General features: G+C 44.1%; 12 protein-coding genes. 6 read left to right on the top strand and 6 right to left on the bottom strand.

Annotation, left to right across the window (positions count from 1 at the left end; genetic code table 11):
* Positions 1-113: 113 nt before the first annotated feature.
* The 4 genes from MSG36_RS12060 to MSG36_RS12045 all read right to left on the bottom strand — a co-directional run bounded on the left by MSG36_RS12060 (position 114) and on the right by MSG36_RS12045 (position 4,460).
* Complete coding sequence (locus tag MSG36_RS12060) at positions 114-335, bottom strand: hypothetical protein (protein ID WP_017059142.1); 222 nt, start codon at positions 333-335, stop codon at positions 114-116.
* A gap of 217 nt (positions 336-552) precedes the next feature.
* The gene (locus MSG36_RS12055; RefSeq protein ID WP_248368031.1) at positions 553-2,025 is read right to left on the bottom strand and encodes an aerolysin family beta-barrel pore-forming toxin; all 1,473 of its coding nucleotides are present in this window, start codon (positions 2,023-2,025) and stop codon (positions 553-555) included.
* Positions 2,026-2,502: 477 nt separating this feature from the next.
* Positions 2,503-3,264: a YdcF family protein gene (locus MSG36_RS12050; RefSeq protein ID WP_248368030.1), complete on the bottom strand. Its 762-nt coding sequence runs from the start codon at positions 3,262-3,264 to the stop codon at positions 2,503-2,505.
* A 311-nt stretch (positions 3,265-3,575) separates the two neighbouring features.
* Positions 3,576-4,460, bottom strand: coding sequence for a LysR family transcriptional regulator (locus tag MSG36_RS12045; protein ID WP_248368029.1), 885 nt, complete (start codon positions 4,458-4,460; stop codon positions 3,576-3,578).
* A gap of 132 nt (positions 4,461-4,592) precedes the next feature.
* Between MSG36_RS12045 and MSG36_RS12040 the strand changes: the two genes are divergently transcribed.
* Together MSG36_RS12040 and MSG36_RS12035 are read left to right on the top strand one after the other, a co-directional pair.
* Positions 4,593-5,603: an aldo/keto reductase gene (locus MSG36_RS12040; protein ID WP_248368028.1), complete on the top strand. Its 1,011-nt coding sequence runs from the start codon at positions 4,593-4,595 to the stop codon at positions 5,601-5,603.
* A 9-nt stretch (positions 5,604-5,612) separates the two neighbouring features.
* Entirely contained in the window at positions 5,613-6,005 is a 393-nt protein-coding gene (locus MSG36_RS12035; protein WP_248368027.1) for a heme-binding protein, read from the top strand.
* A 113-nt stretch (positions 6,006-6,118) separates the two neighbouring features.
* Here MSG36_RS12035 and MSG36_RS12030 read toward each other — a convergent pair whose 3' ends face one another.
* Together MSG36_RS12030 and MSG36_RS12025 are read right to left on the bottom strand one after the other, a co-directional pair.
* Positions 6,119-7,492, bottom strand: a complete 1,374-nt coding sequence (locus MSG36_RS12030) for an L-cystine transporter (protein WP_048611859.1) — start codon at positions 7,490-7,492, stop codon at positions 6,119-6,121.
* Positions 7,493-7,677: 185 nt separating this feature from the next.
* A complete protein-coding gene (locus tag MSG36_RS12025; protein WP_017059149.1) occupies positions 7,678-8,373 on the bottom strand; it encodes an NAD-dependent epimerase/dehydratase family protein in 696 nt (231 codons plus the stop codon).
* A 718-nt stretch (positions 8,374-9,091) separates the two neighbouring features.
* Between MSG36_RS12025 and MSG36_RS12020 the strand changes: the two genes are divergently transcribed.
* Genes MSG36_RS12020 through cobU form a run of 4 tightly spaced genes read left to right on the top strand, consistent with a single transcriptional unit; the run spans position 9,092 to position 12,244 of the window.
* Positions 9,092-9,703, top strand: a complete 612-nt coding sequence (locus MSG36_RS12020) for a flavin reductase family protein (RefSeq protein ID WP_050650055.1) — start codon at positions 9,092-9,094, stop codon at positions 9,701-9,703.
* A 58-nt stretch (positions 9,704-9,761) separates the two neighbouring features.
* Positions 9,762-10,808, top strand: a complete 1,047-nt coding sequence (gene cobT / locus MSG36_RS12015) for a nicotinate-nucleotide--dimethylbenzimidazole phosphoribosyltransferase (protein WP_248368026.1) — start codon at positions 9,762-9,764, stop codon at positions 10,806-10,808.
* Positions 10,808-11,614 carry an adenosylcobinamide-GDP ribazoletransferase gene (locus MSG36_RS12010; protein ID WP_248368023.1) on the top strand — a complete coding sequence of 269 codons (807 nt, stop codon included), beginning with the start codon at positions 10,808-10,810 and terminating at the stop codon, positions 11,612-11,614. The genes cobT and MSG36_RS12010 overlap by 1 nt, the downstream gene beginning before the upstream one ends.
* A gap of 9 nt (positions 11,615-11,623) precedes the next feature.
* The gene (cobU, locus tag MSG36_RS12005; RefSeq protein WP_248368020.1) at positions 11,624-12,244 is read left to right on the top strand and encodes a bifunctional adenosylcobinamide kinase/adenosylcobinamide-phosphate guanylyltransferase; all 621 of its coding nucleotides are present in this window, start codon (positions 11,624-11,626) and stop codon (positions 12,242-12,244) included.
* Positions 12,245-12,252 lie beyond the last annotated feature (8 nt).

Below are 12,252 nucleotides of genomic sequence, written 5' to 3'. Positions count from 1 at the left end.
AATAAAAGGGGAGTGATATATGAAAAGCCCTGATGCGCTTTTAACTAGAAAAGCTTTCGCATCAGGGCTTGTTTGCATTTGAACAGGAATTGAGACTGATTGACGTTCGTTCGCTAATGTTCTGACATGCCGTAAACAAGGCTATCGTTGGCACTTGCATGATCGATAAAATCGGTATTAGCGCGCTGTTCGTGTTGGTCATAGCCATCGAAGTAACAGTCGCCAATTTCATTGCGCGGGCAAACGTGAATGTGGTCTTTGATGACCAGTTCGGTAGAGCAGCATGGGCAGTGTTTTACATGTCCAGTGAGTACCGTAGATCGATTTGGTTTCATACATCCTCCTGATAGGCACTGTAGTCTGATTGCCTATTTGCACCCTAAGTTACGCAAATTAGTGTGTCGTTATGATTTCATTTTTAAGTCAATGAAAAACGATTCAGAAAGTGAATACTTAGCGGCTAATGTAGATGTATGATTGAGAGAATGTAAGACGAATCAAGCCCAGAGCAGACGCAACGGGCTTGGAATAACAGCTGAAACTTTCTATGGGTTATTGCTGCATTGGGGTAAGCGTTAGCTGAGCGCTGTTATAACCCAGCTCTGCTAGGGCCGCAGGGTCGAAATCAGTCAGAACTTTGATGTCACCCGCATAGTAGGTTGTGTAATCGCCAGAAGGTGTCATGGCGTTAAATGAATCAATAGAGTGCTCGGTACCAATATCGATCATTCCAGAGTATTGTGACTCCGCACTAAACTGGCCTGAAACATAGGTGTAGAAAGGACGGACACTGGCACCTGCGGCGTACTGCATGCTACTTAAGCCATTGGTGTTGATTGCCCAGCTCCAATCCCACCATTTCATCTCTCCAGGAATATAACGGTGATTCCATTGGTAGCGGATATTGGCTTGATCTTCGCTGGTGGTTCCCATGGTAAAGGTGTGAGAGACCGTCGGGCGGTTTGTTGGGTGTGAGCTTAGCGCATTGCCGCTATAACGAAGGAAACCTGTGAAGTTCACGTCGTAACTCATGTTGGTTTTGATACGGTATGGGTAAGTGATGGTAGAGCGTAAAAACTCGACTTGAAAAGGAAGTACTGAGTGAGCAGGCACGGTAATGATGGCTTGCAGTTCTGTTGGTTCAAAACGAGCACCACTGTTGGTATCGGAGAAACGTTGGCCATCTTCTAGCGCGACTCTTACCTCTGTTTTGCCAACTTGTGGCCAGTGAAAGGTCTCATCAATGACGACTGAATCAGCAAGGTCGAAGCGCTGTGTTTTACTCCATTGTGTGGATTGCTCAAAATGAAGGTCAACGACGATTTGTTTAGGCTGATTGCCATCATTGATTGCATAAGCCGAGACGGTTTCAATCAGCTCTTGGTCGGTCTCTGTTATGGAGCCGTGTAAAAACGATGTGTTATCGAGCGTGTAAGCGAAGTTATCAACAATGATGCTTGTCTTCTCATTACATCGATCACCGGCACAGCTTCCATCGTTATTACCTTTAATCTCCCAGCCATTGTTAAGCGGTTTTATTGCCATGTCTTGGCCGACATAACGCGCGCTATCGCCTCCCACCCAAGCGTAACCCAGGTTATGGGCTAAGTAACTCAGTGGTCTGATAAAGTTCGTGTTGTCGCTGACTAAGGCGCGTTGAACATCAAGGTTATTGTTTGTTTCGATGGCTTGCGCTTCGTAGTAAGGCAGGCCAGCGTCTGGGGTATTGGGGTAGCACCAAGTATTGTCGCTTGGTTGTCCTTGTTTGATGAGCCCGTGGTAGCCAGACCCCATGATCACCCAGTCATTTTTAAGTCCAGCAATGTCCCACACATTCATGCGAGATAGTAGGGCGGTTTTGTGTTCTTGCGCTTCTGTATTACTGAGCGGACGATAATCGGAGCGGCAGATATCTTCACCGAGGTTATCCAATACGATTTGGTCTGAATATATCTTGGCATGAGTGCTAAAAGAGATGAAACAAAGGGCAGAGCTAAATAGAACGGTTTTACTGACGTTAAGCATGAATAAGTTCCTAAATGCCATTGTTTGGCTATTTTATTAGAATCGAGTTATTAGATTTTATTGATATTATTTAAAGCCGAGGGACTCTAGCGGGGTGTACTTTGTCATATAAAACAATGCCAAAAATACTGAAATGAATTGAAAATAAATACTTATAGATATCAGTAGGTTGTACTGATCAACTTGTTGTTTGATAAAGACTTATCTTGATGACTTCAATTAGTTTCAACGATCCAATCTATGGGTGGTTAATTGTTGAACGTTTCTGTTTTTGAAGTCTTGCTATTTGGTATGTTGGCTTGGAAAATTTAGGCCAGTAAGATGGATTAGAGAGGTTTATTGCGCAAAGGATGAGGAAGTACTTGAGTAAGCTAAATAAGAAAGGATGTTGTGATAAGCAGGATCAAAAAATGCAGCCAACAACCGTTCGATTGCTGCTGCATTTTGTCTAGTTCGAATTAACTTAATTGGTAAAGATTAAGCATCACCTGGCTTTTCGCGTTTGCTGTTCCAACCCATAAAGTTGTAGATGTTGTAACGGGCAAAGCCTATCTGCTCATGCAAAGCGAAATCTGTGACCGCAAAGTTGTACCACAACGGCAACCATGAAATTTGAGCAGCCATATAGTCGGCTCTTACTGGAATAACATTCAAGCCGAAGTGGTTGAAGTAGAGCTCGCTACGACGAATATGTAGGCCAGATGAAACCAACACAATGTTGTCGAATTTATGATGCTTCATTAGGTCACTAGTGAGCTGTGCATTCTTCCAAGTGTTGACGCTATTTGGTTCTTGAATGATGTCTCCCATCGGAATACCAAGTCTCAGCAATTGTTGTTGATAAACTTCTGCTTCGGTAACACCGTTATTTTGTGCATCGCCACCACTGATGATCACTTTGCATGTAGTTTGGGTTTTGGCGCAATCTTTATATTGGCTGGCTGTTTCACTGATTCGGCCAAAAGAGAAAAAGGCTGGCTCGAATTCTTGCGTGCTTTTAATTAACTGCGTTCCCGCACCCAGAAGAACAATGGCGTTATTGTCAGACCATTGGATATCAGGCTTATTTTCGTAATCGGCTTGCAGATCGTTCAGTAAATAACGAGGAATTAAACCTGAACCAATCAGCACAAATGACGATATAAGAACAAGAGATAAAAACAGAGAGGTTTTTCGCCACTGAAGTAAACGTGTAAAGCCTACGAATAGCAGAAGAAGTAATAATATAATAAAGCTCATGAGGATCCTGTTATCGAACTGGTGCCAAAATGATGTGACATACTGAAGCGGTGAATCATATATCAGTTATGTTAATCGTTCATAACTAACTCATTGTATTATTGAACAAATGCACGATTTCTTTCTATTAAACACAATCATCGATGAGAGTATTCGTAAAATCGCTTTATTATTGTTCGATAATCCCATTCAAAATATAGGTATATAAACCAAGAGGGTTATTTAAACCTTATTTCGTGTTATTTAATTTATCTGTTTCTCGGCTTCTCATTTTTTCAATTCGTTAGCTCAGCTCTCAAGCTCTCAATTTTTCAAACTCTCAAATTATCAAAGTAAGCTTGAACAAATTTAACGAACACTTGGTGTTTCTTTGCTGGATAAATAACTTGCGGATAGAACAGATAAATACTGTTGCCTTGTTGTAGGCACTCCTCAGGCAGCACTCGCTCTAACTCTCCAAGCTCGACTTCTTTCGCAACGTAGTAACTTGCGATACGGATGATGCCACTACCTGCCATAGCTTGTTGCTTAAGTAAGTGGTTGTCATTGCTTGAAAGCCAGCCGGACACATCAATATTTGCCGATTTTAAAGGCCACTCGGTTTGGTGCAGCGTTGCTAAGCATTGATGATCACTTAAGTCACTCACATTGGTAGGGCGACCAAATTGATTAAGATAATCGGGAGTTGCGACTAAATCATGCTGATAGCTAATCAAGTGTTTCGCCACCATGTTGTCAGGTGGCGTATTAGTGGCACGAAACGCAATATCGATATCATCTTGGTTGAGATTAAAGTTGGTGTAGCTACTGTTTATCTCGAAGCGGATTTCTGGATAGTGTTGCCTAAACTGTTGGCAGATATCGAATAAATATACCTCAGTAAACATCTTTGGCGCGGTAAGGCGTAATAGACCTTTTACGATGTCGTGTTGCTCAGAAACACTGCGTTCAAGCTGTAAGACTTGCGAACGAATCGTTAAGCCTTGCTGTAAGGCGCGTTCGCCTTCTTGGGTTAAACGAACACTGCGCGTGGTTCTGACCAAAAGCGGGCACTGTAGATCATTCTCTAAACGTTTGATCTGCTCAGAAAGGTAGCTCTTAGAGATACCGAGCTTTTCGGCTGCCTTGGTAAAGTTAAGTTGCTGAGCCAGTTCTACAAACAGGATCAGTCGTTCTATTCTTTTGTGTTCGTTCATTCGCGCATTCCTACCAATCTATTGTTCGTCATATCAAACAATCATTTCGTAATTAGCATATTCTGTTTTTTAAAAAGAACAATATGATAGAGGCATATTTCTGGTCAGCAAATCTTCTAAGTGAGAATCGATATGACGAACAGCATTGAATCTACAAATAAAACGAATGCCAAAAAGAGTATCCCGTTATCAAATTATCTGCCGAATGTTGGGCAAGTTGCCTATGGCTGTATGGGGTTAGGTGGTGGCTGGAATGATAATCCAGTGACGAGTGCGGATGTAGCTCAAACACGTAGCGTAATTGACACAGCACTAGAGTCGGGAATTAACCTGTTTGACCATGCTGATATCTATACCTTCAGCAAAGCTGAGCAAGCCTTTGGTCAAGCATTACAACAAGCGCCTGAACTGCGAGAGCAGATGTTCATTCAATCTAAGTGTGGGATTCGTTTTGAAGGCGGGGGCAATGTTGGTCGCTATGATTTTTCGGCTGATTGGGTAAGCCAATCGGTAGACGGTATTCTCGACCGTTTGAATACTGAAAAGCTCGATGTGCTGTTATTGCATCGTCCTGATCCATTGATGGAACTTGATGAGCTAGCAAGAACGTTAGAGAACTTAAAAGCGCAAGGTAAGGTCGATTATTTTGGTGTGTCGAACATGAACAGCCATCAAATTCAGTACCTGCAATCTGCGCTTGGACAACCTATCGTCGCGAATCAAGTTGAGATGAGCTTAGCCAAATTGGATTGGTTGAATGATGGGGTGATGATTAACTCGCAAGGGCACCATCAATCAGACTTCGCCGCAGGCACTCTTGAACATTGCCAATTGAATAACATCCAACTGCAAGCTTGGGGCTGTTTGGCACAAGGCCGATTTGCTGAGCAGGGTTTGTATTCAGAGCATGAGAACGTGAAAAAGACAGCGCACTATGTGGCTCAGTTAGCGAACCAATATGGCGTAGAATGTGAAGCGATTGTGTTGGCATTTTTGCTTCGTCACCCTGCTCGTATCCAACCTGTAATTGGCACCACAAATCTAGAGCGAATCAAAGCTTCGGCAGTCGCGACTCAGATAAACCTATCTCGTGAAGAGTGGTACAACCTATACGTGTACTCACGTGGTCAAGCACTGCCATAAGGAATGAGTATGTTGAATCAAAAGATCGCACAACAATTGGTGTCTAATGCTCTCGACATTGCTGAGCGTAATCAACAAGCAATCGCGGTGAGCGTGTGTGATACGCATGGTGAATTAATGGCGTTTATTCGCATGGATAATGTGAGTGTTCAAGCCGGATTGTTAGCACAGAACAAAGCTTATACGTCTGCAAGAGACAGGCAGCCAAGTGGTAACTTAGGTGCTTGGGCGAGAGAAACTGGTAAAGACTTAAGTTACTGGACCGACTCAAAGATCACTGGCTTTAAAGGTGGTGTTCCTATTGAGTTAAAGGGGCAGGTGATTGGTGCTATTGGTATCAGCGGATTGAGTGAAGAGGACGATGAAGCACTTGCCGAAAAAGTGATTCAACGTGTGCTCTAAGTGCTGTTGCTTGTGAAGTAATGGAAGTTAGAAGTAACAGATAATAAAAAACCGATGCATGTGCATCGGTTTTTTGTTTAACGAGACTCAAGTGCTTGAATCAATCGAACCCATTAAGCGTTCGCTTGTTCCAGATCTTGTTGCTTGTCTTTCTTACCCAATAGGCGGCTTGTGATCGTACCGGCTGTCATTGCACCAGATACGTTAAGCGCTGTACGTGCCATATCGATAAGTGGCTCGATAGAGATAAGCAGTGCTGCAATCGTTACAGGAAGGCCCATAGCAGGAAGTACGATAAGTGCCGCGAACGTTGCACCGCCACCTACGCCAGCAATACCGAATGAGCTCACTGTGATAATAGCAATCAGAGACAGAATGAAGTTGATGTCCATTGGGTCAATGCCAACCGTAGGTGCAACCATTACTGCTAGCATTGCAGGGTAGATACCCGCACAACCGTTTTGACCAATCGTCGCACCGAAAGAGGCAGACAGGTTAGCAATAGCTGGTGGCACGTTAAGCTTAGTGATTTGAGCTTCAACGTTCAGTGGAATCGTTGCGGCAGAACTACGAGACGTGAAAGCGAACGTTAGGACAGGCCAGATCTTTTGGAAGTACTCTTTCGGGTTTACACCAACAAAAGAAACCAACACACCGTGTACAACGAACATCAGTAGAATCGCAACGTAAGATGCAACGATGAAACCCAGTAGGCTTAGGATGTCAGAAGCACTTGATGTTGCAACTACCTTCGCCATTAACGCTGCGATGCCGTATGGCGTGAGTGCCATGATCATCTTAACTAAGCGCATAACGATAGATTGTGCCGCTTCAACGAAAGTACGAATTGGAGATTCTAGTTCTTCTTTCTCTGCCATCACTTTACGAGCAGCAATACCTGTTAGCACACCAAAGATAACCACTGCGATGATAGACGTAGAGCGAGCGCCCGTTAGGTCTGCAAATGGGTTAGTCGGAATAAAACTAATCAGCATTTGTGGAATTGTTAGGTCTGAAACGCTACCGATGCGGCTTTCAAGTGTTGCGATACGTGCTGTTTCGCGAGCACCTTCTGTTAAACCTTCAGCAGATAAGCCGAATGCTTGAGTCACAACAATACCAACAATCGCAGAAATCGCGGTTGTTGCTAGCAGTACAGAAATGGTGATGCCAGAAATCTTGCCCAGTGAACCGCCTTTTTCAAGCTTCACTACTGCGGCAATCATTGAAACCAATACTAATGGCATGATCACCATTTTTAGTAGGCCAACATAACCACGGCCAACAATGTTTACCCAGTCTAGTGTTTCGTTGATGACCGGGTTGCCTTCACCAAATAACAGCTGTAGACCAAGACCAAATGCGCTACCAAATACTAAACCGAGTAAAACGAGGCGAGAAAGTGTGTTTTCTTTTTTCTGCTGTCCGTAGAGAAAAAAGAGGATACCAGTGAATACCGCTAAGGCAGCGATAGCTGAAAATGACATTTGTTTTCCTTATGAATTTCTTTAAATCGATAGGGCGCTTAGATATATGGGCGCGAATACTGTTAGCTACAGTAGCGACCTGTAACAAAACGTAAAATAAGGAAAAGTAATTTATTAGAACGATTAGTAATATCCACTCAATAGGATGGGTGGATATTCAACATTGTGATGAATAGGTGAGCTTTTTAGCGATATTTTGCCAATAAATTGAGCATGTCACTTGACGAGTAAATTTCGATATTTTGGAAATTATTTTCGAATAACCGGAACAACATTGCTTTGGCTACGTCTTCCGACTGAATAGGGCGTAGGTTTTTGAACTTACCAAGCATAAATGGAGACAGCAGAGGAAAGACACTTTGCAGGAGTTTTTCATCAGCTCTAGGTTCATCACGCTCACCCACCAGAGGCCCAGGGCGTGCGATGAAAAGCTGCTTGAAGCCAATACGTTTTAAATTTTGTTCCATTTGTCCTTTACAGCGAAGGTAGTGCGAATAGGAATCTGGTGAAGCGCCATAGCTAGAAACGACCGCTACGCGTTGAACCCCAAGAAACTTCATCGACTGTGCGACTTGGCTAACCAGTTCCACATCGATTTTGCGAAGCGCTTCTTTTGATCCTGCCTTTTTCTTAGTCGTACCTAAGCAGATAACGCCAAGATTAGGCGTCGCATTCGTGTCATCCCAACTGGTAACTTGCAGGTCGCTGTGAATGAGTGTGTGGAGCTTGTTGGAATCAAACTGTGAATCTAACGCTCGGCGAGATAGGGCATAGATATGATCAACGGCGGGTTCATCGATGAGCAACTTCATCACATGATGACCAATTAACCCGGTTGCACCAGCTACCACGACCGATGTTTTGTCTCCAGAAATGCTCATTTTAATCCCTTCTTCACTCCACAAGTGCTTGTTTAATATAAACAGTGTTTGAATTTTAAGCGAATAAAAGTTTGTTAAACGAGTGGTCAGTAGTATGTGGGGAGTCGCCTGTTTATGGAAAAAGAGATGATTTAGTTTGGCTCGACGCATAAGTACGGTCTGAAGCATAAGTACGATATGAAACATAATGGCGGTGGGAAAGATAAATGCGGTTTGAAACTTAAGTTAGGCGTTAAACATAACAAAGCCCGCTGGGCGACGGGCTTTGTTACTTTTCTTGCTTCTTACTAGGTGAAGGATAGTGGGATTTTCCTTGCCTTTTTGCTGGTTTTCTTACTTGATTTATTTGGTTTTCTTTTACTTGAGTTTGGAATCATTACACCTCCTAAATCGTTGTTCTGTTTTGTCTTTCAATCGATTGTCTTTCTTTGTGTAGCGTTAGTGTTGTGGGCATTCACTGTATGGGTACTTATCAATGGAGAGATTAACAAGTACTTTAAATAAAGCATAAACGATGCCAAAATGTAAGTTATTGATAAATCTATTATCAGTATTGTAGGTGTTTTAGGGTTCGTCAATTTGATTGTCAATTTGAGAAAAAACCAGTGTGATCTGTTTAAATTAAGAACACTCTCTACGGTTTCTGTTGATTAGGCATAGATACAGCATTGCTTAACACGTAAACTGAGTCGTAATTCACATAGACCAAGGACGTGCTATGAACCTCAAGCTTGATACTCTTGCTCCCACTCAGATTTATCACCTGATGACACAAACCGTTGTCCCTCGCCCTATTGCGTGGGCATTGACGGAATCTTCTGACCAAGAGTACAACCTAGCGCCTTTCTCTTATTTCACGCCTGTTTCTAGTAATCCGCCGCTACTGATGTTATCGGTTGGGAAAAAGCCTTCAGGTGAAATCAAAGACACTACTCGCAACGCCCTTGAAACGGGGAAGCTAGTGATTCACATTGCTTCTTCAAGTTCTGCAGAAACAATGACAGCGACAGCAGCTACCCTTGAACATGGTGATTCGGAAGTCACCGCGAATAATATTGAACTGGTTGAATTTGAAGGCTTCTCTTTACCGAGAGTGAAAGAGTGCGCGGTCGCTTTTGGCTGTACCTTGTACGAAGTAAAAGAGGTTGGAGAGGTGCCACAAAGCCTTATCTTTGCTCAAGTCGAAACCGTGTACATTTCCGAAGACGTGATCGACAAAGAGAGTGAACGTCTTAAGGTTGATGCGTTGGCCTTGGACCCACTGTCTCGACTTGGTGGCGGTGAATACGCGACGCTTTCCAATGTGTTCTCTGTCGCACGCCCTAAGTAACAATCCTTAAGTAGCAGTCCCTAAATCAACGTACCCAGAATAAGCGTTTTTAAAAACTATGTTAGATACCCAATACTCGCAGTACATCCAACACCGAATTGACCAAAAAACCAAGCCACTCGGTGCGCTTGGCTTACTAGAAAAAGTCGCACATCAACTGGCATTGATTCAGAGCCAAGGCAAAGAAGCGGCGGTTGAACACATCGAATTAAATAAGCCGAGTATCATCATTTTTGCTGGCGACCATGGCATTGCTGACGAAGGCGTGAGTATTGCTCCAAGTGCCGTCACACAACAGATGGTGTTGAACTTCTTAAGCGGTGGCGCGGCGATCAATTGCTTCTGTGCGGTGAATAACATCGATATCACAGTAGTCGACACGGGGATATTGTTGCCTGTGGAATCTGACAGTGACATGTTGATCTCTCAGCGTTTGGGTACGCGAACCAATAACTTTGCCAATGAGGCGGCAATGAGTTTAGAAACGGTGGAACGCGGGATTGAACTGGGCACTGAGCTTGTATCTAGAACCATTTCGAATGGCACCAATATCATCATGTTTGGTGAAATGGGAATCGGTAATACCAGCAGCGCATCAGCTATCCTAAGTGCATTAGCGAATCGTGCTGCAGCGGAGTGTGTTGGCCTAGGCACTGGCATCAACAATGAACAGCTTGCACGTAAAGTGGCTGTGGTTGAGCAAGGTGTCGCGCGTTGCAAAGGTTTAGATGCGAATGAAGTTAAAGATATTAAAGAGGTACTCGCACAAGTCGGTGGCTATGAAATCGTTCAAATGGTGGGGGGCTTCCTTGGCGCTTACCAAAACAGAACACCAGTGTTGGTCGATGGCTTTATCGTATCGGTTGCGGCGTATGTCGCGACTTTAATTGAACCAAACTGCCGAGACTATATGATCTTCGCACATCGCTCTGAAGAGTCAGGACACAAAATTCTGTTAGAGCTGCTCGACGCTGAGCCACTGCTCGATCTTGGATTGAGATTGGGCGAGGGCACTGGTGCAGCTCTGGCGATGCCAATTATTCGTGCGGCAGCCGAGTTTTATAACAACATGGCGAGCTTCGAAAGCGCTGGAGTCACAGTTTAATGAGTGATGCACCAGAAAGATCGTTGAAAGATCGAGTTACTTATCAGTGGGAGCTGTTTGCGCTGGCGATGGGTTTCTTTTCTCGATTGCCAATGCCAAAGAACACGCCTTATTCAACAGAGCGAATGAATCGTTCTGGTCGCTACTTTTCAACGGTTGGTTTGTTACTTGGTGTTCTATGTGGCGGTGTGTTCTTGCTACTTGATGCGGTACTGCCGAGTGCAGTAGCGATCTTCTTGATGATGAGTTTCAGCTTAATGCTCACTGGCGCTTTCCATGAAGACGGATTGACCGACATGGCGGATGGCATCGGTGGCGGTATGACACTTGAACGCCGCTTGACCATCATGAAAGACAGCCGAATTGGCACATATGGTGCGTCTGCGCTGATCATGGCATTGCTTGGTAAGTGGGTTCTGCTGCATGAGCTCCTCAGCTTGACTGGATTGTTTATGGTCATCGTGACGAGCTACACCTTTAGCCGAGCGATCGCAGCATCGCTAATTTACGACATGCCTTATGTCAGCGATTTGGACACGAGCAAGAGTAAGCCATTGGCCAACAAGCAAACTAAAGGTGAACTTGTCTTCTTATTGTTTGTAGGCATGCTGCCTAGCCTGTGGTTTGGTCTTGAATTCGCTTTGGTTTTATCTGTCGTCGCCTATCTGTTCAGAACAGGTTTCAAAAAGTGGTTAACGGCTCGAATTGGTGGCTTTACTGGCGACTGCTTGGGTGCTGCTCAACAGTTAATGGAGTTGCTGACTTGCCTTGTATTCATTAGTGCATTTTACAATGGCTTTCTATAACGGCTTCCTATGACAAACACGAATCAAACTATTCAAGCTAATCAAATTAATCAAGCAAGTCAGCGAAACAGCCATCTGGTTTTGGGCGGGGCTCGTTCTGGCAAGTCGAGTTTTGCAGAGCAACAAGCATTATGTGCACTTGAAGCATGTTCAAATGGACGCCTCAATTATATTGCGACAGCGACATATCTTGATGATGAAATGCGAGAACGAATCGCGCACCATCAACAACGTCGTGGCGAGCAGTGGATTGAGCATGAAGTACCCGTCGAATTAGCCGAAAAATTGCAGTCTTTTGAGAAAGAAGATGTGGTATTGATTGATTGCCTAACCTTGTGGCTGAACAACATCATCTTTGAACTGGGTGATGACGCAACCAATGAACAGGTTGAAGCCGTGGTTGAAGTATTGGTCAAAAGCGTCGAGCAAAGTCCGGCGCAAATTATCATGGTCTCTAATGAAGTCGGTTTAGGTGTAGTGCCTTTGGGGAAAGTGTCGCGCTTGTTTGTGGACAATGCAGGACGAATGAACCAAGCGCTAGCTCGTGTCGTTGAGCGCGTCACGCTGGTTGCTGCCGGATTGCCGCTGCACTTAAAACCATCTAATCACTTGCTTGATACTCAAGGCTAGGTCGCACA

This window comes from Vibrio sp. 1CM8B, from assembly GCF_023161685.1.
GTDB lineage: Bacteria > Pseudomonadota > Gammaproteobacteria > Enterobacterales > Vibrionaceae > Vibrio > Vibrio coralliirubri.
The sequence above is the reverse complement of the archived record's forward strand: the minus strand, read 5'-3'. Positions and strand labels throughout refer to the sequence as shown.

Coding starts and splice junctions, on each gene's coding strand:
- MSG36_RS12025 (WP_017059149.1), bottom strand. CDS start 8,373: ATGAGCATTTCTGGAGACAAAACATCGGTCGTGGTAGCTGGTGCAACC.
- MSG36_RS12030 (WP_048611859.1), bottom strand. CDS start 7,492: ATGTCATTTTCAGCTATCGCTGCCTTAGCGGTATTCACTGGTATCCTC.
- MSG36_RS12010 (WP_248368023.1), top strand. CDS start 10,808: ATGAGTGATGCACCAGAAAGATCGTTGAAAGATCGAGTTACTTATCAG.
- MSG36_RS12050 (WP_248368030.1), bottom strand. CDS start 3,264: ATGAGCTTTATTATATTATTACTTCTTCTGCTATTCGTAGGCTTTACA.
- cobT (WP_248368026.1), top strand. CDS start 9,762: ATGTTAGATACCCAATACTCGCAGTACATCCAACACCGAATTGACCAA.
- MSG36_RS12035 (WP_248368027.1), top strand. CDS start 5,613: ATGTTGAATCAAAAGATCGCACAACAATTGGTGTCTAATGCTCTCGAC.
- MSG36_RS12060 (WP_017059142.1), bottom strand. CDS start 335: ATGAAACCAAATCGATCTACGGTACTCACTGGACATGTAAAACACTGC.
- MSG36_RS12020 (WP_050650055.1), top strand. CDS start 9,092: ATGAACCTCAAGCTTGATACTCTTGCTCCCACTCAGATTTATCACCTG.
- MSG36_RS12040 (WP_248368028.1), top strand. CDS start 4,593: ATGACGAACAGCATTGAATCTACAAATAAAACGAATGCCAAAAAGAGT.
- cobU (WP_248368020.1), top strand. CDS start 11,624: ATGACAAACACGAATCAAACTATTCAAGCTAATCAAATTAATCAAGCA.
- MSG36_RS12055 (WP_248368031.1), bottom strand. CDS start 2,025: ATGCTTAACGTCAGTAAAACCGTTCTATTTAGCTCTGCCCTTTGTTTC.
- MSG36_RS12045 (WP_248368029.1), bottom strand. CDS start 4,460: ATGAACGAACACAAAAGAATAGAACGACTGATCCTGTTTGTAGAACTG.